Source organism: Cupriavidus sp. 22TCCZM01-5, from assembly GCF_057798915.1.
The window spans coordinates 275,010-293,616 of sequence record NZ_JBYOJR010000003.1 but is presented as its reverse complement, the minus strand read 5'-3'; the positions used below and the strand labels follow the sequence as shown (position 1 = coordinate 293,616).

The 18,607-nt window shown below is 64.8% G+C and carries 14 protein-coding genes, 1 tRNA gene and 1 pseudogene; 5 read left to right on the top strand and 11 right to left on the bottom strand.

Annotated features, from left to right (window positions below; translation table 11 throughout):
- Nucleotides 1-207: hypothetical protein (locus tag AC3FNH_RS05000; protein WP_488719244.1), on the top strand; the 207-nt coding region annotated here is incomplete at its 5' end.
- Nucleotides 208-579: 372 nt separating this feature from the next.
- Here AC3FNH_RS05000 and AC3FNH_RS04995 read toward each other — a convergent pair.
- The 4 genes and pseudogenes from AC3FNH_RS04995 to pepN all read right to left on the bottom strand — a co-directional run.
- Nucleotides 580-663: pseudogene (locus tag AC3FNH_RS04995) on the bottom strand (hypothetical protein); the annotation flags it as partial.
- Nucleotides 664-905: 242 nt separating this feature from the next.
- Nucleotides 906-981, bottom strand: a tRNA-Thr gene (locus tag AC3FNH_RS04990).
- Nucleotides 982-1,169: 188 nt separating this feature from the next.
- Nucleotides 1,170-2,189 carry a class 1 fructose-bisphosphatase gene (locus AC3FNH_RS04985; RefSeq protein WP_276097992.1) on the bottom strand — a complete coding sequence of 340 codons (1,020 nt, stop codon included), beginning with the start codon at nucleotides 2,187-2,189 and terminating at the stop codon, nucleotides 1,170-1,172.
- A 76-nt stretch (nucleotides 2,190-2,265) separates the two neighbouring features.
- Complete coding sequence (gene pepN / locus AC3FNH_RS04980) at nucleotides 2,266-4,965, bottom strand: aminopeptidase N (RefSeq protein WP_488719243.1); 2,700 nt, start codon at nucleotides 4,963-4,965, stop codon at nucleotides 2,266-2,268.
- A gap of 229 nt (nucleotides 4,966-5,194) precedes the next feature.
- Here pepN and AC3FNH_RS04975 point away from each other — a divergent pair, with 229 nt between their 5' ends.
- Nucleotides 5,195-5,866, top strand: a complete 672-nt coding sequence (locus AC3FNH_RS04975) for a DUF4136 domain-containing protein (protein ID WP_488719258.1) — start codon at nucleotides 5,195-5,197, stop codon at nucleotides 5,864-5,866.
- Between the two features lie 267 nt (nucleotides 5,867-6,133).
- Nucleotides 6,134-8,464, top strand: a complete 2,331-nt coding sequence (locus tag AC3FNH_RS04970; RefSeq protein ID WP_488719242.1) for an NADP-dependent malic enzyme — start codon at nucleotides 6,134-6,136, stop codon at nucleotides 8,462-8,464.
- A gap of 93 nt (nucleotides 8,465-8,557) precedes the next feature.
- On the opposite strand, the gene AC3FNH_RS04965 is transcribed toward AC3FNH_RS04970, so the two are convergent.
- The 6 genes from AC3FNH_RS04965 to AC3FNH_RS04940 form a co-directional block, all read right to left on the bottom strand.
- The gene (locus tag AC3FNH_RS04965; protein WP_276097989.1) at nucleotides 8,558-8,803 is read right to left on the bottom strand and encodes a hypothetical protein; all 246 of its coding nucleotides are present in this window, start codon (nucleotides 8,801-8,803) and stop codon (nucleotides 8,558-8,560) included.
- A 238-nt stretch (nucleotides 8,804-9,041) separates the two neighbouring features.
- Nucleotides 9,042-10,130: a porin gene (locus tag AC3FNH_RS04960; protein ID WP_276097988.1), complete on the bottom strand. Its 1,089-nt coding sequence runs from the start codon at nucleotides 10,128-10,130 to the stop codon at nucleotides 9,042-9,044.
- Nucleotides 10,131-10,326: 196 nt separating this feature from the next.
- A complete protein-coding gene (uraD, locus tag AC3FNH_RS04955; protein WP_488719241.1) occupies nucleotides 10,327-10,845 on the bottom strand; it encodes a 2-oxo-4-hydroxy-4-carboxy-5-ureidoimidazoline decarboxylase in 519 nt (172 codons plus the stop codon).
- Nucleotides 10,842-11,792, bottom strand: coding sequence for an allantoinase PuuE (puuE, locus tag AC3FNH_RS04950; protein WP_488719240.1), 951 nt, complete (start codon nucleotides 11,790-11,792; stop codon nucleotides 10,842-10,844). The genes uraD and puuE overlap by 4 nt, the downstream gene beginning before the upstream one ends.
- A 167-nt stretch (nucleotides 11,793-11,959) precedes the next feature.
- Nucleotides 11,960-13,366: a nucleobase:cation symporter-2 family protein gene (locus AC3FNH_RS04945; protein WP_276097985.1), complete on the bottom strand. Its 1,407-nt coding sequence runs from the start codon at nucleotides 13,364-13,366 to the stop codon at nucleotides 11,960-11,962.
- 147 nt (nucleotides 13,367-13,513) lie between these two features.
- The gene (locus AC3FNH_RS04940; protein ID WP_276097984.1) at nucleotides 13,514-14,263 is read right to left on the bottom strand and encodes a GntR family transcriptional regulator; all 750 of its coding nucleotides are present in this window, start codon (nucleotides 14,261-14,263) and stop codon (nucleotides 13,514-13,516) included.
- 339 nt (nucleotides 14,264-14,602) lie between these two features.
- On the opposite strand from AC3FNH_RS04940, the gene uraH reads away from it, so the two are divergent.
- Both uraH and AC3FNH_RS04930 read left to right on the top strand, forming a co-directional pair.
- Nucleotides 14,603-14,956 carry a hydroxyisourate hydrolase gene (uraH, locus tag AC3FNH_RS04935; RefSeq protein WP_276097983.1) on the top strand — a complete coding sequence of 118 codons (354 nt, stop codon included), beginning with the start codon at nucleotides 14,603-14,605 and terminating at the stop codon, nucleotides 14,954-14,956.
- Between the two features lie 31 nt (nucleotides 14,957-14,987).
- Nucleotides 14,988-16,199, top strand: coding sequence for a urate hydroxylase PuuD (locus AC3FNH_RS04930; protein WP_488719239.1), 1,212 nt, complete (start codon nucleotides 14,988-14,990; stop codon nucleotides 16,197-16,199).
- A 475-nt stretch (nucleotides 16,200-16,674) separates the two neighbouring features.
- Here AC3FNH_RS04930 and ilvD read toward each other — a convergent pair whose 3' ends face one another.
- Complete coding sequence (gene ilvD, locus AC3FNH_RS04925) at nucleotides 16,675-18,534, bottom strand: dihydroxy-acid dehydratase (RefSeq protein WP_488719238.1); 1,860 nt, start codon at nucleotides 18,532-18,534, stop codon at nucleotides 16,675-16,677.
- Between the last annotated feature and the right edge of the window lie 73 nt (nucleotides 18,535-18,607).

Sequence of the window (18,607 nt, the reverse complement as noted above, 5' to 3'; positions counted from 1 at the left end):
AGCCTAAGGAGTACAAAAAGGCAGCATAGCGGCGGACGCGACAACTACCTTGACACACACCGCAAGTTCGCAAAGAAGGCCAGCATGAGGGAACTGTCGGACGGGGAGGCTAGCGATTGGCTTCTTGCCGTGACCGCCAGTGAGCAGGTGTTTGACGAATTCGTTTGCGTCTGCCCTTCGGTACTTCCTGATATCTCTGTCGCCTAGGTGTTCTATCAGGTAGTTAAAAGGGAAAGTGGCAGTCTTCCTTGCCCTGGTGGTGTGTGCCCGCATTCGGAGGTACATGTCCAGGCAGTCAGAGGCTAGGAAGTCCATCCCTCCCTGGGTCGTAGCAAAGGCTGCTGCCGTGGTTGGTGACAGGTGTTTGTCAATATCCTGGGCTCCGACCAATATGCTTTGCGACTGGTCGAGATGCAGGTCATCCCTGGCCCTGACCGATAGCAGGCCTTCTGTCTCGTCAAAGAGCGGGCCTAGAGCCTCTTCATGGGTCTTGGGGGTTCTGGGGTCTACCCCAAACTCTTGCGGAAGCTGTTCGGCCTGCTCAATGGTGGACAGGTGGGTAGGTGATCGCAGGTGAGCCCATGACGTGTTGGTCTTCTGAACCAGTCGAGCAATCTTCCTGGCTGCTTCCTTGGGGTCTCTGGTATGCAGACACTCCTGGATGAACGTCTTGCCGCCAAGGGTAGGGCTGTATGTCTTCGGGGATTCTGCGCTTGAAATAGAACGAACCCGTGGGGCTCTTCAGCCAAAGGTATCTGACCTTGACTGACAGGATGGCGTGAGGGGGGTGATAGCCATAGCCGTGTGGTACTCCTGAAGTACTCTAAGTGGTACCCACACACAGCGTCGGAATCCTTGCAACCCTTGCCAGGACTGGCTTTCGGGTCAGTGTAGACCCTTTGCGATGGTGCCGAAGAGAGGAATCGAACCCCCGACCTTCTCATTACGAATGAGCTGCTCTACCGACTGAGCTACTTCGGCAACACGTTCCGTTGAACTGGAACAGCCCGCAATAATAGCAGCGCTCGTACTTCACTGCAATACTTTTTGTGTCGCGCGGGTCATCGCGAATCGCTGGCGACGTCGCCCCGGGGGTCGGTTCCTGCCGGCGAAAAGCAAACAAGGCGCCCGAAGGCGCCTTGTCAGGAGCAGGCTGATGCCCGGTGGCGTCAGCCCTGCTGGGCAGCGGCTTCGTGGTGGTAGCGCGTGACGCGTTCCACTTCGTTCTTCGACCCTAGGATCACCGACACGCGCTGGTGCAGCTTTTCGGGCTGCACATCCAGGATGCGGATATGGCCGTTGGTGGCCGCGCCGCCGGCCTGCTCGACCAGCATCGCCATCGGGTTCGCTTCATACATCAGGCGCAGCTTGCCGGCCTTCTGGGGCTCGCGCTTGTCCCATGGGTACATGAAGATGCCGCCGCGCGTGAGGATGCGGTGCACGTCGGCGACCATCGAGGCGATCCAGCGCATGTTGAAGTTCTTGCCGCGCGGGCCTTCCTCGCCGGCCAGGCATTCGTCGATGTACTTGCGCACGGGCGGGGCCCAGTGGCGCATATTGGACATATTGATGGCGAATTCCTTGGTGTCTTCGGGAATCTGCACATCGGACTGGGTCAGCACGAAGCTGCCGGCTTCGCGGTCGAGCGTGAACACGTGCACGCCGTTGCCGACGGTCAGTACCAGCGTGGTCTGCGGGCCATACACGGCGTAGCCGGCGGCGACCTGGTGCGTGCCGGGCTGCAGGAAGTCGGCCTCGGTCACGGTCTGGCCGGGCTTGGGCATGTGCAGCACGGAGAAGATGGTGCCGATCGACACGTTGACGTCGATGTTGGACGAACCGTCGAGCGGATCGAACATCAGCAGGTATTCGCCCTTCGGATAGCGGTTGGGAATCTCGTAGAACGATTCCATTTCTTCCGAGGCCATGGCGGCGAGGTGGCCGCCCCATTCGTTGGCGTCGAGCAGCACTTCATTGGCGATCACGTCCAGCTTCTGCTGGGTTTCGCCCTGAACGTTGCCGGTGCCGGCCGAGCCGAGCACGCCGGCCAGCGCGCCCTTGTTGACGGAATTGGAAATGGCCTTGCAGGCGCGCGCCACCACTTCGATCAGCAGCCGCAGTTCGGGCTGGATCGTGTTGTGCTTGCGCTGCTCCTCGACCAGGTATCGGGTCAGGCTGATGCGAGTCATGATGGTTCTCCTTGGATGGCCGCAATTCTACATGTCCCGCGAGGGCCGGCGCCGCACCGGTGCCGGCCCTCTGGCGTCAGGTGGCCAGCGACTTGCCGACGATCTCGCGCACGTCGCGCGACAGCGAGGCCGATGCCGACACACGCTCCAGTTCCGCGCGCATGCGTTCGCGCAAGGCCGGCTCGTACTTCTGCCAGCGATCCAGGACACGTGCCAGTCGCGCCGCGACCTGCGGGTTGATCGCATCGAGCGCCAGCACCTGGTCGGCCCAGAAGCGGTAGCCGGAACCGTCCGCCGCATGGAACTGCGCGGGGTTGCCCGAGCAGAAGCTGAAGATCAGCGCGCGGGCGCGGTTCGGGTTGCGCAGGTTGAAGGCGGGGTGTTCCATCAGCGCGCGCACGGTGTCGATGGTGCGCTTGCCGGCGTGCGGGCCGACCTCGCCGCGCTGCATGCCCTGTAGCGAGAACCATTTGTCGATGACCAGCGCATCATCCTCGAAGCGTTCATAGAAGTCGGCGAGCGCCGCTTCGCGTCCCGGCGCGAAACTGTTGACCAGCGCCGAGAGTGCGGCAAAGCGGTCGGTCATGTTGTCGGCCTTCTGGTACTGCTCGCCGGCCAGCTGCAGCATGGCGTCGCTGCCGCTCTCGACCAGGTAGCCGAGCGCCAGGTTGCGCAGCGCGCGGCGCGAAGCCGAGTCAGCATCCGGGCTGTACGCGCCCGGCGTGGCGTTAGCCTCGTAGGCCGCCAGCCAGTCGGCCTGCAGCGCATGGGCCAGGCCCGCGCGCATGAACTGGCGCGCCAGGTGGATGGCGGCCGGGTCGGCCACGCCCATGCGCTCGGCCAGATAGGCTTCGGACGGCAGTACCAGGGCCTGCTCGCGGAACGCGGGGCTCAGGCGGTCGTCATTGAGCACGGTGCGCATGGCACTGACCAGCGCCGGATCGAGCTTCAGGTCGCGGCCGGCCTGCACGTCGGCCACGAGTTGCAGCAGCGCGCGCGTGGCCAGGCGCTGGCCGGCTTCCCAGCGGTTGAACGCGTCGCTGTCGTGGGCCAGCAGGAACGTGAGCTGGGCGTCCGTGTACTCGGCATCGACGATGACCGGTGCCGAGAAATTGCGCAGCAGCGACGGCAGCGGCGCCGCCGCGCCGCGCGGCAGGTTGATGAAGCGGAAGGTCTGCTCGGCCTGCGTGAAATCGAGCACGCGCGTGGTGGCGCCGGCCGCGGCCTCGCCTTCGAGTTGCAGCGGCAGGTCATGGCCATCGGCGCCGAGCAGGCCGATCGCGAACGGGATGTGGAAGGGCTGCTTCTCGGGCGTGCCGGCGCGCGTTTCGATCCCGACCTTCGGGCAGCGCTGCGACAAGCTCAGCGTCAGGCTGCCGTCGTCGGCGTTCCATGCCGTGCGCGCGGTGACTACCGGGGTGCCGGCCTGGCTGTACCAGAGGCCGAACTGCGTGAGGTCGCGGCCATTGGCATCCGCCATCGCGGCACGGAAATCATCGCAGGCAACGGCCTGGCCGTCGTGGCGCCGGAAGTACAGGTCCATGCCCTTGCGGAAGCCGTCGCGGCCCAGCAGGGTCTGGTACATGCGTACGACTTCGGCGCCTTTCTCGTACACCGTGACGGTGTAGAAGTTGTTGATTTCCTCGTAGCTGTCCGGGCGCACCGGGTGCGCCATGGGGCCGGCGTCTTCGGGGAACTGCACCTGGCGCAGCACGCGCACGTCTTCGATGCGCTTGACCGCGCGGCCCGATTCCGAGCCCATCATGTCGGCCGAGAATTCCTGGTCGCGGAACACGGTCAGGCCTTCCTTGAGCGAGAGCTGGAACCAGTCGCGGCAGGTCACGCGGTTGCCGGTCCAGTTGTGGAAGTACTCGTGGCCGACCACGGCCTCGATATTGGCGAAGTCGACATCGGTGGCGGTCTGCGCATTGGCCAGCACGTATTTCGTGTTGAAGATGTTCAGGCCCTTGTTCTCCATCGCGCCCATGTTGAAGTCGCCGACGGCGACGATCATGAAGCGGTCCAGGTCCAGTTCCAGCCCGAAGCGCTGCTCGTCCCAGCGGATCGCATGGATCAGCGAATCCATGGCGTGGCGGGTCTTGTCGAGGTCGCGCGCCTCGACCCAGACCTGCAGCAGCTTGTCCTTGCCGGAGGCGGACTGGATGCGTTCCTCGATGCGCTCGAGCTTGCCGGCCACCAGCGCGAACAGGTACGACGGCTTGCGGAACGGGTCTTCCCACACCGCTTCGTGGCGGCCGCCAGGCAGTTCGCGTTCGCTGACGAGGTTGCCGTTGGACAGCAGCACCGGACAGGCCGCGCGGTCGGCGCGCAGCGTCACGCGGTAGGTGGCCATGACATCGGGCCGGTCCAGGAAATAGGTGATGCGGCGGAAGCCCTCGGCTTCGCACTGCGTGAAGAAGTTGCCGTTCGAGACGTAGAGCCCCGACAGCGAGGTGTTGGCCGCCGGCTGGCAGGCCGCGGTGATCTCCAGCGTTCCCTGCGCGGGCAGGCCGGGCAGCGTCAGCGTGCCCGCCTGCTGGGTAGCGTTGGCGACGGGTTTGCCATCCACGCTCACGCCGATCAGTTCGAGATCCTCGCCGGCGAGCACCAGCGGCGCGTCGGCGGCCGCGGCTGCATGGCGCGCGAAGCGCAGCGTGCTGGTCACGATGGTGCGTTGCGGATCCAGGTCCAGAACCAGTTCGACGTGGTCGATGGTGAAGGCGGGCGGGGTATAGTCCTTGCGATAGACGGTAACGGGCGTATCGGTGCGCAGCATGGGGAATCCTGTCTTCGGAAGACCGTGAAAGCGCGCGTGCCGGCCCGCGGGGGCGCAGCACGGCGCTGAAGTAACCATTGTAGCCAAGGGGTAGGCCGCAGGGCCTAGCGGGAATTCCGGCACGATGGCGTGGTCTGAGAGACACGTCAGATCAACAACAAGCGAGGCATTGAATATGTGGCAATGGGCGGGCGGTGGCACGGGCGGCCACCGCGATGGCGAGTATGGGATGTGGCGCGCGCTGGCCGCGTCGCTGGCGCTGGCCGGCGCCATGCTGCTGACTGGCTGTGCCAGCACGGTGGTGACCGATGTCACCGCCTTCCGGCAGCCGGGCTGGCAGAACGACGCGCCGCGCACCTACAGCTTCGAGCGCACGCCCGAGCAGGCGGCCCAGCTCGAGCGCCAGACCTATGAGCAATGGCTGGCCAGCGCGCTGGCCGGGATCGGCTTCGAGCAGGTGCCCGACAAGCAGGCGCGCTACCGCGTGAGCATGGAGTACAACGCGGCGCCCGGCATGGTGCGCGTGGCGGAAACGGTCTACCCGGACCCGTGGTATGGCCCGTGGGGACCGTACTGGGGACCGTACGGCTACTACCGGCCGTGGGGCCCATGGGGCTGGCCCGGCTACTGGCCACCCCAGACAGTCGTGCGCGACGTGCCGGTGACCTTCGCCAGCCTGAACGTATATTTCAAGGATGCGAAGACCGGACAGCGTGTCTACCAGGTGAGCGCGCAGAACCAGACCGAGAGCGGCAACCCCGCGGCGATGATGCCGTACCTGATCCGCAGCGCCTTCACGGAGTTTCCGGGCGAGAGCGGCAGGCCCCGGCGCGTGACCTTGCCGGTCGATGAGGGCTCGGCTGCGGCGGCTCCGGCGGATGCAAAACCGGCCCCCAAGTAGCGCCGACGAAGCATATACATTGGCGTGCCATTGCATACGCATTGGTAAAAGCTGTTTTGCTGCGATATTCGGCCAAAAACGCGACTTAACGGTCGAAACGGGTGGTTTCGGCGCCGCAACCGTGGGCTAGAATAGCTGCTCGAATTTCCGGCCCCATACTGCCGGAGCCCGTCAGGATGCTGCCCCTCGCTGCCGGCCGTCGTGCCCGCTGCGTTCATGGTGGGATACGCGCGGGCACCGGTGCCGGGCCATTTTCCGGACGAGCCAATGAGCAGCAAGACCAGCGGTGATGCACCGCAACATGCCCCGAACAGTCCTGAAGCGCAATTGCGCCTCGCTGCGCTGGAATACCACCGCAGTCCCACCAAGGGAAAGATCCAGGTAACCGCGACCAAGGCGCTGTCCAACCAGCGCGACCTGTCGCTGGCGTATTCGCCGGGCGTGGCCTATGCCTGCGAGGAGATTGCCAAGGATCCGGCGACCGCTGCCGAGTACACCTCGCGCGCCAACCTGGTGGCCGTGGTCACCAACGGTACCGCCGTGCTGGGCCTGGGCGACATCGGTCCGCTGGCCGGCAAGCCGGTGATGGAAGGCAAGGGCTGCCTGTTCAAGAAGTTCGCCGGCATCGACGTGTTCGACATCGAGCTCGACGCGCGCGACCCGGACAAGATCGTCGAGATCGTCGCCGCGCTGGAGCCCACGCTGGGCGGCGTGAACCTCGAGGACATCAAGGCGCCGGAATGCTTCTACATCGAGCAGAAGCTGCGCGAGCGCATGAACATTCCCGTCTTCCATGACGACCAGCACGGCACGGCCATCATCTCGACCGCGGCGTTGCTCAATGGCCTGAAGGTGGTCGGCAAGGACGTCGCCACGGTGAAGCTGGCCGTGTCGGGCGCCGGCGCGGCGGCCATCGCCTGCCTGGACACCATGGTGAGCCTGGGCGTGAAGCGCGAGAACATTTCGGTGGTGGACTCGAAGGGCGTGATCTATGTCGGCCGCGACGCCAACATGGAAGCCAACAAGGCCCGCTACGCGCAGGACACCTCGGCCCGCACGCTGGCCGACATCGTCAAGGGCGCGGACGTGTTCCTGGGCTGCTCGACCGCCGGCGTGCTGACCGCCGAGATGGTCAAGACCATGGCCGACAAGCCCATCATCCTGGCGCTGGCCAACCCCGAGCCGGAAATCCGCCCGGAAGTGGCCAAGGCCGCGCGCCCGGACTGCATCATCGCCACCGGCCGTTCGGACTACCCGAACCAGGTCAACAACGTGCTGTGCTTCCCGTACATCTTCCGCGGCGCGCTCGATTGCGGCGCCACCAAGATCACGGAAGCGATGAAGCTGGCCTGCGTGAAGGCCATCGCCGAACTGGCCGAAGCGGAACTCAACGACGCAGTCGCTGCGGCCTACGGCGGCCGTGAACTGAAGTTCGGCCCCGACTACATCATCCCGACGCCGTTCGACCAGCGCCTGATCGAGAAGATTGCGCCGGCCGTGGCCAAGGCCGCGGAAGAGTCCGGCGTGGCCATGCGTCCGATCAAGGACCTGGACGCCTACCGCCAGCAGCTGTCGACCTACGTCTATCACACCGGCATGATCATGAAGCCGGTGTTCTCGGCCGCGAAGGCGTCGCCCAAGCGCGTCGCCTATGCCGAAGGCGAGGAAGAGCGCGTGCTGCGCGCGGTGCAGGGCGTGGTGGACGAAGGCCTGGCGCGCCCGACCCTGATCGGCCGTCCGCACGTGATCCAGATGCGCATCGAGAAGGCAGGCCTGCGCCTCAAGGCCGGGGTGGACTTCGACCTGGTCAACCCGGAAGAAGACCCGCGCTACCGCGCCTACCACGAGGCCTACCACGCGCTGCGCGGCCGTGACGGCGTCACGCCCGACATGGCCAAGGTGGCGCTGCGCCGCTCCAACACGCTGATCGGCACGATGCTGATGCACATGGGCGATGCCGATGCGCTGCTGTGCGGTACCGTGGGCCGTTTCGAGGCGCACCTGGAACACGTGCGCGACGTGATTGGCCTGGCGCCCGGCGCAAAGGTGTTTGCCGCGCTGAACGCGCTGATGCTCGAGAAGCACACACTGTTCATCACCGACGCCTTCGTCAACGAGGACCCGACCGCCGATGAACTCGCCGCGATCACGCAGCTGGCGGCGGAAGAAATCCGCCGCTTCGGCCTGCATCCGAAGGTCGCGCTGATGTCGCACTCGATGTTCGGTTCGTCGTCGCGTCCGTCGGCGCGCAAGATGCGCGAGGCCGCCGAGATCCTGGCCCGCGTGGCCCCGGACCTGGAAGTCGAAGGCGAGATGCAGGGTGATGCCGCGCTGGACGAGGATGTGCGCCGCCACTTCCTGCCGTCGACCAAGCTGGCCGGCAGCGCCAACCTGCTGGTGATGCCGACGCTGGACGCGGCCAACATCGCGTTCAACCTGCTCAAGATCACGGGCGGGCAGGGCGTCACGGTCGGGCCGATCCTCTTGGGCGCCGCCAAGCCGGTGCACATCCTGAACCCGCAGGCGACGACGCGCCGCATCGTCAATATGACCGCCGTCGCGGTGGCCGAGGCCAACGCCAGCGCCTTGCTGCGCTAAGCGCGGTCGCCTCTTTCTCGCAGGCATGAAAAAGGCCGGGTCGATGACCCGGCCTTTTTCCGTGGTGCGTCAAAGGCGCGCCGCGCCCGGTTGCTATTGCAGCACGTTGTACTGCTCGCGCATGACCACGATGATCGACCTGGCGGCCGCAAGCTGCGTGTCCAGATTCTCTACATACTCCTGCGGGAAGTTCACTTCCGCACTCCAGTTGCAGCCGGTATGGTCTGGCTGGTGCATTCGTACCGCGTGAAGTTCACATTCGCCGCATTCGGGGTTGTTATCCAGGCACTGGTTCAGGATGGCCATCAGTTCGGAACGGGTCTTCGCATTTCGCCGCATGAGTCACCTGTCTCGCTGTGGTTTTAATAGTCCGGAGAACCAATCTAGGCAGCGTGCCGGCCGGCTTCCAATTGAATCCGCCTATGGAGCGATGGCTGTCAATCCGCGCTGTTCGTGGCAGATTATGCGGCGTTGCAACATAAGTGCGGCACGGCCGTGCCGGATGTGATGCGTGAGTGGCAACAAAAAAGCCCGCCGGGCGGCGGGCTCAGTGCAGCTGACGGTACCGTGTGCGGCGTCAGAACTTGTGGCGCATGCCAACGCCAAACGTGTCGCCGTGCTCCATGTCGTTGCGCTTGTCGTAATAGTACGCCGCGTAGACGTCGGTACGCTTGGACAGATTGTAGTCGTAGGCGATGGCCGCGGTGTTGCGCTTGAAGTCGGTCACGTCGTTCTTGGTCTTGTCGTAGGCGTACGAGACCAGCACGCTGCCCGCGCCTACCGGCACCGAAACGCCGACCTGGCCGTTGGTGTGCTTGAGGTCGCCGCCGTTGCCGGCGCCGTTGATGCGGGTCTTGATGTACTGGCCCTGCGCGAACAGCTTGACCACCTGGAAATCGTACGTGATGCCGCCCTGGACGGCGTCTTGCCTGTCGAAGCCGGTCGGCACGAACAGGTCGCCCACCGGCTGGATGTTGAACTTGACCTGCTGGTAGGCCAGCGTGGCTGCGAACGGGCCGTTGAAGTACATCAGGTTGCCGCCCCACTTGTTCTCGCTGGTCTTGCCGGGTTGCTCGCCGAACGAATAGATCACGTTAGCGGTGAGGCCGCCGAAGTTAGGCGTGCTGTACAGCACCGAGTTGTTCCAGCCCGAATCGCCGATGATGCCCGGGTCGTTCAGCTTGCCGGGAATCGAGTTCGTCGGCGAGACCAGGTACGTGTGGAAGACCATCGGCGAGAACACGTACGAGTCGACCAGCGGGTTGAACAGGATGGTCGAGATGAAGTAGGGCGTGGTGTTGCGGCCCAGCTTGACGGTACCGTACTTGTCGTTCTGCAGGCCGACGTAGGCGTTGCGCGTGAACATGGCGTCGCCGTCGAAGCGGCCCATCTTGCCCGAGTCCGTGCGGAAGAAGCCGTTCAGGTCGAAGATGGCCTTGTTGCCGCTGCCCAGGTCTTCCGTACCCTTGATGCCCCAGTACGACGTCTGCATGCCGCCCGAGTTGGCGACCCATGCGCGGCTCGCGCCGCCCACGTCCTTGAAGCCGCCGACAAACATATCGGCCTGGCCGTACAGCGTCACGCTGGACTGTGCCATGGCCGTGCCGGAAAGAAGGGTAGCCGCGATCGCTGCCAGCTTCATTGCCGGCTTGTACTGCTTCTGCATGTTTAGACCTCCGTGGTTTTGATCCTGCTTGGAACGTTGTGTACTGGGTCCCTGTCGGGTTCTTGTTCTGGTCTTTACGCTTCTGTGGTGCCGCCTGGTCTGGGCTCGGTTGACAGGCCCGCATCATCAGTCGCGGGCCGGGGTGCCGGCGGCATCGGGTACAGCGTTTTTGTTATACAGGTGGCGCTTTTTTTGTTCAGCCGGATACTAAGTCGTCAAGGCGGAACTGCGCAATGCGATGGATCTGGTTGATGCAAGTTTGCAACTCCGCTTCAGGCGTGTTGTCGATGCGGCGGGCAAACTCGTTGATGATGCCGGCGCGGTCATAGCCGCGTACGGCCAGGATGAACGGGAAGCCGAACTTCTGGTTGTAGTTCGCATTGAGCGACTGCAGACGCTCGAACTCTTCTGCCGTGCACAGGTTCAGGCCCGCGCCGCTCTGTTCGCGCGTGGACTCGGCCGTCAGCTCGCCGCGCACCGCGGCCTTGCCGGCCAGCTCCGGGTGGGCGCGCACCAGCTTGATTTGCGCGTCGGTGCCCGCTTCATCCACGGCCTTGCGCAGTGCGCCGGCCAGTTCCGCCACGTTCGCGAACGGGCGCTGCGCCGCGGCGGCTTCGGCGAACCACGGCGAGTGTTCATACAGGCCACCCAGCACCGTCACGAATTCGGCGGCGGGCATGGCATTGAGTTGGGCGATGGAGTAGGTCTGGCTCATGCTTGGTTGCGGGGAGTGTAGGGGTGGGTCGCGGCCCAGTGGCGGGCGATATCGACACGCCGGCAGATCCACACCTTGTCGTGGCCCTGCACATAGTCGAGGAAGCGCTGCAGCGCGCGGAAGCGCCCCGGGCGGCCCAGCAGGCGGCAATGCATGCCGATCGACAGCATCTTGGGCTGGTCCAGGCCGCTGGGGTCGCCTTCTTCGTACAGCACGTCGAAGGCATCCTTCAGGTACTGGAAAAACTGCTCGCCCGTATTGAAACCCTGCGGCGTGGCGAAGCGCATGTCGTTGGAGTCGAGCGTGTAGGGCACCACGAGGTGCGGCTTCTTCTCGCCGCCGCTGACTTCCACTTCGGTCCAGAAGGGCAGGTCGTCGCCGTAGTAGTCCGAGTCGTACAGCAGGCCGCCGTGCTCCACCACCAGGCGGCGCGTATTGGGGCTGTCGCGGCCGGTGTACCAGCCAAGCGGCATCGAGCCGGTCAGCTCCTTGATGATCTGCATGCCGATGCGCATGTGCTCGCGCTCGGTGGCTTCATCAATGTTCTGGTAGTGGATCCAGCGCCAGCCGTGGCAGGCGATCTCATGGCCCAGCTCCACAAACGCGCGCGTGAGTTCCGGATGGCGCTGCAGCGCCATCGACACGCCGAAAATGGTCAGCGGCAGGCCGCGGCGCTCGAACTCGCGCAGGATGCGCCAGACGCCCGCGCGCGAGCCGTATTCGTAGATCCCCTCCATGCTCATGTGGCGGTCGGGGTAGGCCGCGGCGCCGACGATTTCGGAGAGGAACTGCTCGGATGCGGCATCGCCGTGCAGGACGCAGTTCTCGCCGCCCTCTTCGTAGTTGAGGACGAACTGCAGGGCGACGCGCGCGCCGCCAGGCCAGCGGGCGTGCGGCGGCCGGGCGCCGTAGCCGATGAGATCGCGTGGATAGTTCTGCTTTGTCATGGGTCGTATCTGCTTCAGGGAACCGGCCGTCCATCCTTGCGGTGGATCGGCCTGGGACCGCGGTGCCTTGCGGCGGCCGGCACGCTGCAGTGCGTGGAAGCGCTGCAGACTACGCAATGAGCGTGCCATTCATGCCGCCGCGTCGGCCGCGGTCCCGGTTGCTGCGATTACTCCGTGCCGTGCGAATTCGCGGCCGCGTTGCGCATGGCCTCTTCGCGCGACTGGATGCCGTTGTAGAAGAGGTTCAGTGCCACGGCCACGATGGTGCCGAGCACGATCCCGCTGTGGGTGAACGGGACCGTCCACTTCGGCAGGTACTGGAAGAACGTCGGCGCCAGGGTCGGGATCATGCCGAAGCCGATCGCGATGGCGACGATGAACAGGTTGTGGCGGTTGCGGTTGAAATCGCAGCTGCCCAGGATGCGGATGCCGGTGGCGGCCACCATGCCGAACATCACGATGCCGGCACCGCCGAGCACGAACTGCGGCACCGATGCCACCACGTGCGCCATCTTGGGGAACAGGCCGAACGCGATCAGGATGATGCCGCCGGCCGCCGCCACATAGCGCGAGCGCACGCCGGTCACGGTCACCAGGCCCACGTTCTGCGAGAACGAGGTGTACGGGAAGGTGTTGAAGACGCCGCCGATCACCGTGCCCAGGCCGTCGGCGCGCAGGCCGCGGGTCAGCTCTTCGTTGCTGAGCTTCTTGCCGGTGATGTCCGACAGCGCCAGGAACATGCCGGTCGATTCCACCAGCGTGATCAGCATGACGATGCACATCGACAGGATCGCGCTCACTTCGAAGGTCGGGATGCCGAAGTGCAGGGGCGTGATGACGGCAACGAAGCTCGCTTCGTCCAGGCCCTCGAACGAGACCTTGCCCATGGCCATGGCCACCAGCGTGCCGGCGATGATGCCGAGCAGCACCGCGCAGTTGGCCACCAGGCCGCGGCCGTACTTGGTCAGCAGCAGGATGATCGCCAGCGTGAGCCCTGCAATGCCGAGGCTGCTCAGGTCGCCGTAGGCCAGGTTGGGGACTTCCTTGACCACGCCGTCGATCACCGCACGCGTGGTCGGCTGGCCGCCGGCCGCCCAGTTGATGCCCACGCGCATCAGCGACACGCCGATCAGCGTGATCACGGTGCCAGTGACCACGGGCGGAAACAAGCCAAGCATGCGGCCCATCAACGGTGCGACCAGAATGCCGAACACGCCCGAGGCGATCACCGCGCCATAGATGCCAAGCAGGCCGATGTTCGGGTCGGAGCCGATGGCGATCATCGGCGCCACCGAGGCAAAGGTCACGCCCATCATCACGGGCATGCGGATGCCGAACTTCCAGAAGCCGAAGGCCTGGATCAGCGTGGCCAGGCCGGCGGCGAACAGGTCCGCGTTGATCAGGAAAGCCAGCTGGTCCTTGGGCAGCTTCAGCGCGCCACCGATGATCAGGGGGACGGCGACGGTTCCGGCATACATCACCAGCACATGCTGCAATCCGAGTGCGAGCAGGCGCCCGGAGGGCAAACGCTCGTTGGTCAGGTCCGTCGGGACCGTGGTGCTTGCGGAAGTCATTGGGTGTGTCTCCTCTCCTTTGGTTTGATGGGAACACCGGCCTCCGTGGCCTCCTTTTGGGACAGCGCCGCCGCCGCGTCCTTCAGGACGCTGTCAAGGGCGGCGCTGCCAGGCCTCGTGCTCTGTGATGCCGGCGGGAACACCGTGCTAGGTGGAGCGGCCCAGCACGCTGCGAAGATCGAAGGCGCCCGGGTCGTCGGGCTGTACGCGGTCGGCGCAGGCGCCGAGGTGGTGCGCCATGCGCGACTGGGCCAGCGCGGCATCGCCCTGTTCCAGTGCGTCGAGGATTTCCTCGTGCTCGTCGAACGAGCACGCGTTATTGCCGGGCGCTTCCACGCTGGCGATCATCAGCGTGGTGCGCGAGACCAGCCGGCGCATCATGTTGACCAGCAACGCGTTGCCGGACAGCTCGGCCAGCGCGGTATGGAACTCGGCCGACAGGCGGATCCAGGTAGGACGGTCGTGCGTGAGGAAGGCCTGGCGCTCGCTGGCCACCATCTTGCGCAGCGGGGCGATCACGGTCTTCACGTCGGGCATGGCGGCGAGCTTGTCGAGCACGGCGCGTTCCATCATCTGGCGCAGTTCGAACATGTCGTGCGCCTCGTCGGTGGACGGGCTGGCGATGAAGGCACCGCGGTTGGGTTCGAGGTCCACCATGCCGTCAGCGGCCAGGTGCGACAGCACCTTGCGTACCGTGTGCCGTGCCGTGGCATAGATCTCGCAAAGCGAATGCTCGGTCAGCTTGGTGCGCGGCGGCAGCCGGTGCTCCATGATCGCGTCGTAGATCTCGTGATACATGCGCTCCTCGACCGAGCCCTTGCGTGCGGGCTTCTCGGATTTCTGTTCGGTCAGGGCGGCGTCGGCGACACCGGCAATCAGCTTCAGGCTCTTGGACATCTTGGCACCAAGCGGTAGGACGGAAACAGCGGGCCGCGGCCCCTGCGGGACCACCGTCTGTGGCGCCGGGAAATCCCGGCTATCAGCAAGCGGTGATCCGAAAATTGTTGACAATTATTTGGTTAGGCATTCAATATTGTCAACAAAACAGAATCAGGTTTTCGACAACTAAGGGTTATCCCTCAGTTGTCAACCGGGCCGGTGCAGGCGCATTGTCGCCACGCACCAACCCAGCGCCGGGATGCGTTAAATGACGTACCGAGCGGGCACCATTCCCACATATGGTGCTAGTGAAGGCAGCGGCGCCCCTCACAACCCAATCGCAAAAGGACCAATACGATGGGACGCTTGACCACCCACGTTCTCGACACCGCAGCCGGCACGCCGGGCCAGGGTATGTCGATTACTCTCCATAAAATTGTCAACAATCGCCGCGAAACGCTGAAGACCGTGGTCACCAACCACGACGGCCGTTGCGACCAGCCCCTGCTGGAAGGCGCCGACCTTGCCGTCGGCGAGTACGAGCTGGAGTTCGCCGCGGGCGACTACTTCCGCGCGCAAGGCGTGAAGCTGCCCGAACCGGCGTTCCTGAACGTCGTGCCCCTGCGTTTCGGCATTGCCGACCCCAATGCGCACTACCACGTGCCGCTCCTGGTTTCGCCGTGGTCGTACTCGACCTACCGCGGCAGCTGATCCGGTGGTCTAGGGAAACAGGAGACAAGACATGGAAGGCTATATCCTCGACTGGGCCAATATGCTCCTGCGGTGGGTGCACGTCATCACCGCCATCGCATGGATCGGTTCCTCGTTCTATTTCGTCTGGCTGGACAACAGCCTGACCAAGCCCATCGCCCCCGACCTGAAGGAGAAGGGCGTGGACGGCGAGCTGTGGGCCGTGCACGGCGGCGGCTTCTACAACCCGCAGAAGTACCTGACCGCGCCGAAGTCGCTGCCCGAGAACCTGCACTGGTTCTACTGGGAGTCGTACTCGACCTGGATGAGCGGTTTCGCGCTGCTGGTGGTGCTGTACCTGTTCAACGCCAGCACGTTCCTGATCGACAAGAGCGTGTTCGACATGTCGCCCGGCGCGGCCGTCGGCTTCGCGGTGTCGTACCTGCTGGTGGGCTGGATCGTCTATGACAGCATCTGCCGCCTGTTCGGCAAGAACGACCGTCTGGTCGGCATCCTGGTGGCGCTCTACATCGCGGCCGCGGCCTTCGTCGCCTGCCACATCTTCTCGGGCCGCGCGGCGTTCCTGCTGACCGGCGCGATGGTGGCGACGATCATGAGCGCCAACGTGCTGGTGTGGATCATCCCGGGCCAGCGCAAGGTCGTGGCGGCACTGAAAGCCGGCCAGCCGGTGGACCCGATCCACGGCAAGCGCGGCAAGCAGCGCAGCGTGCACAACACCTACTTCACGCTGCCGGTGCTGTTCGCCATGTTGTCGAACCACTACAGCATGACCTACGCCGCCAAGAACAACTGGCTGGTGCTGATCCTGATCATGCTGGCCGGCGTGCTGATCCGCCAGTTCTTCATCCTGAAGCACAAGGGCAAGATCAATGTGCTGTGGCCTGCTGCCGGCGTTGCCGCGCTCGGCGTAGTGGCCGTGTTGATCGCGCCGCAGCCGCGTCCGGTCGTAGCCAGCAACGGTGGCGCTGAAGCCGCTGCCACCGCGGTGAGCTTCACCAAGGTCCAGGAAGTGATCAATACGCGCTGCGTGCAGTGCCACGCCGAAGCGCCGAAGATGATGCCGACCGCGGCCAAGGGCATCAAGCTCGACACCGCCGACGAGATCAAGGCGCACGCCCAGCTGATCTACCAGCAGGCTGTCCAGCAGAAGGCCATGCCGCTGGGGAATGTGACGCAGATCACGGACGACGAACGTGCGCTGCTGGGGCAGTGGTTTGAAGGCGGTGCCAAGACGACGAACTGATCTTCATTCAGCATGAGGGCTCGCCGGCGAGCGGGCCCACGAAAACTGAGCATCGGTGATCGACGGTCCGGTGGTCGCGCAGTCTGGCGGCCGTCAGTACCGGACCGGCGAGGGTTTGAACGGGGCTTCGGCTCCGTTTTTTTTGAGCTCGGCATGATGGGAGGGAGAGATTCTTCGCCGGATTGCGGGGAATGGGTAATGACGGGGTTGTCGTGCTTGGCGGGCGCTGCTGTTTCGCAGGAGTGGCCGGTGAGTCACTTTTGTCTCGCGACAAAAGTAACCAAAAACGCGTTTTCGTGGCTGAGGAACGCCGATCCAATCATCACCACAAAGCCCCCCGCCGGCCACGCCGGCAAAACAGCGGCGCCCGCCAAGAACGACAATCCAGTCACCACCAAATCCCGGCCGAGGAACCAAAAAAAAACCGCTCCGAAGAGCGGCTTATGCTTCAGGCGGACCACTAGCCCATACCGAATCAGTCATCCAGCAGCGACAGATCCCGCACCGCACCCTTGTCCGCCGACATGACCAGCTTCGCATACGCCTTGAGCGCAGCCGACACCTTGCGCGGACGCGCCTTGGCCGGCTTCCACCCCTTGGCGTTCTGCTCCGCGCGGCGGCGTGCCAGTTCCTCATCCGACACGAGCACGTTGATCGTGCGGTTCGGAATGTCGATGCGGATCTTGTCGCCGTCGCGCACCAGGCCGATCGCGCCGCCAGCCGCCGCTTCCGGCGAGCAGTGGCCGATGGACAGACCCGAGGTGCCGCCCGAGAAGCGGCCGTCGGTCAGCAGCGCGCACGCCTTGCCCAGGCCCTTGGACTTGATATAGCTCGTCGGGTAGAGCATTTCCTGCATGCCGGGGCCGCCCTTGGGACCTTCGTAGCGCACAATCACCACGTCGCCGGCCTTGACCTTGTCGTTGAGGATGTTCTCGACGGCTTCGTCCTGCGACTCGGTAACGTGGGCCGAACCCTCGAACACCAGGATGCTTTCATCGACGCCGGCGGTCTTCACCACGCAGCCATCGAGCGCGATATTGCCGGTCAGCACGGCCAGGCCGCCTTCCTTCGAGAACGCGTGCTCGTACGAGCGGATGCAGCCCTCGGCACGGTCCAGGTCCAGGCTGGGCCAGCGCGTGTTCTGGCTGAATGCGACCTGCGTCGGAATGCCGGCCGGGCCGGCCATGTAGAAGGTCTTGACGGCGTCGTCCTGCGTGCGGGTGATGTCCCACTGGTTCAGCGCATCGCCGAGCGTGGCGGCGTGCACGGTCGGCACATCGGTGTGCAGCTTGCCGGCGCGCTCAAGCTCGCCGAGGATCGCCATGATGCCGCCCGCGCGGTGCACATCCTCGATGTGGTACTTGTTGGTGTTGGGCGCGACCTTGCACAGCTGCGGCACGACGCGCGACAGGCGGTCGATGTCGGTCATCGTGAAATCGATGCCGGCTTCTTGCGCAATCGCCAGCAGGTGCAGGATGGTGTTGGTCGAGCCGCCCATGGCGATGTCCAGCGTCATCGCGTTCTCGAAGGCCTTGAAGCCGACCGAGCGCGGCAGGATGCGCGCGTCCTCCTGTTCGTAGTACTGGCGGGCGAGTTCCACGATGCGGCTGCCGGCGCGCTTGAACAGCTGCTCGCGGTCCGCGTGCGTGGCGACCACCGTGCCGTTGCCGGGCAGCGACAGGCCCAGCGCCTCGGTCAGGCAGTTCATCGAGTTGGCCGTGAACATGCCCGAGCAGGAACCGCAAGTCGGGCAGGCGGAGCGCTCCACCTCGGCCACGTCGGCGTCGGAATAGGACGAGTCGGCGGCGATCACCATGGCGTCGACGAGGTCGAGCTTCTTGAATTCAACGGCCTTGGTGACGGGGTTGGCCAGGCGCGTCTTGCCGGCTTCCATGGGGCCGCCCGAGACGAAGATCACGGGAATGTTCAGGCGCATCGCTGCCATCAGCATGCCCGGGGTGATCTTGTCGCAGTTCGAGATGCACACCATGGCGTCGGCGCAGTGCGCGTTGACCATGTATTCGACCGAGTCGGCGATGATGTCGCGGCTCGGCAGCGAATAGAGCATGCCGTCGTGGCCCATGGCGATGCCGTCATCGACCGCGATGGTGTTGAATTCCTTGGCCACGCCGCCGGTGGCCTCGATCTCGCGCGCGACCAGCTGGCCCAGGTCCTTCAGGTGGACGTGGCCGGGCACGAACTGGGTGAACGAGTTCACCACCGCGATGATCGGCTTGTTGAAATCGTCGTCTTTCATGCCGGTGGCGCGCCACAGGGAGCGCGCACCTGCCATGTTGCGGCCGGCGGTGGAAGTCTTGGAACGGTATGCGGGCATTGTGGGGTGGTTGAGTCGATATCGCAGAAAGGATCCGGGGCCACGGGAATAGGGACCCCTCGCGCGCCCGTGC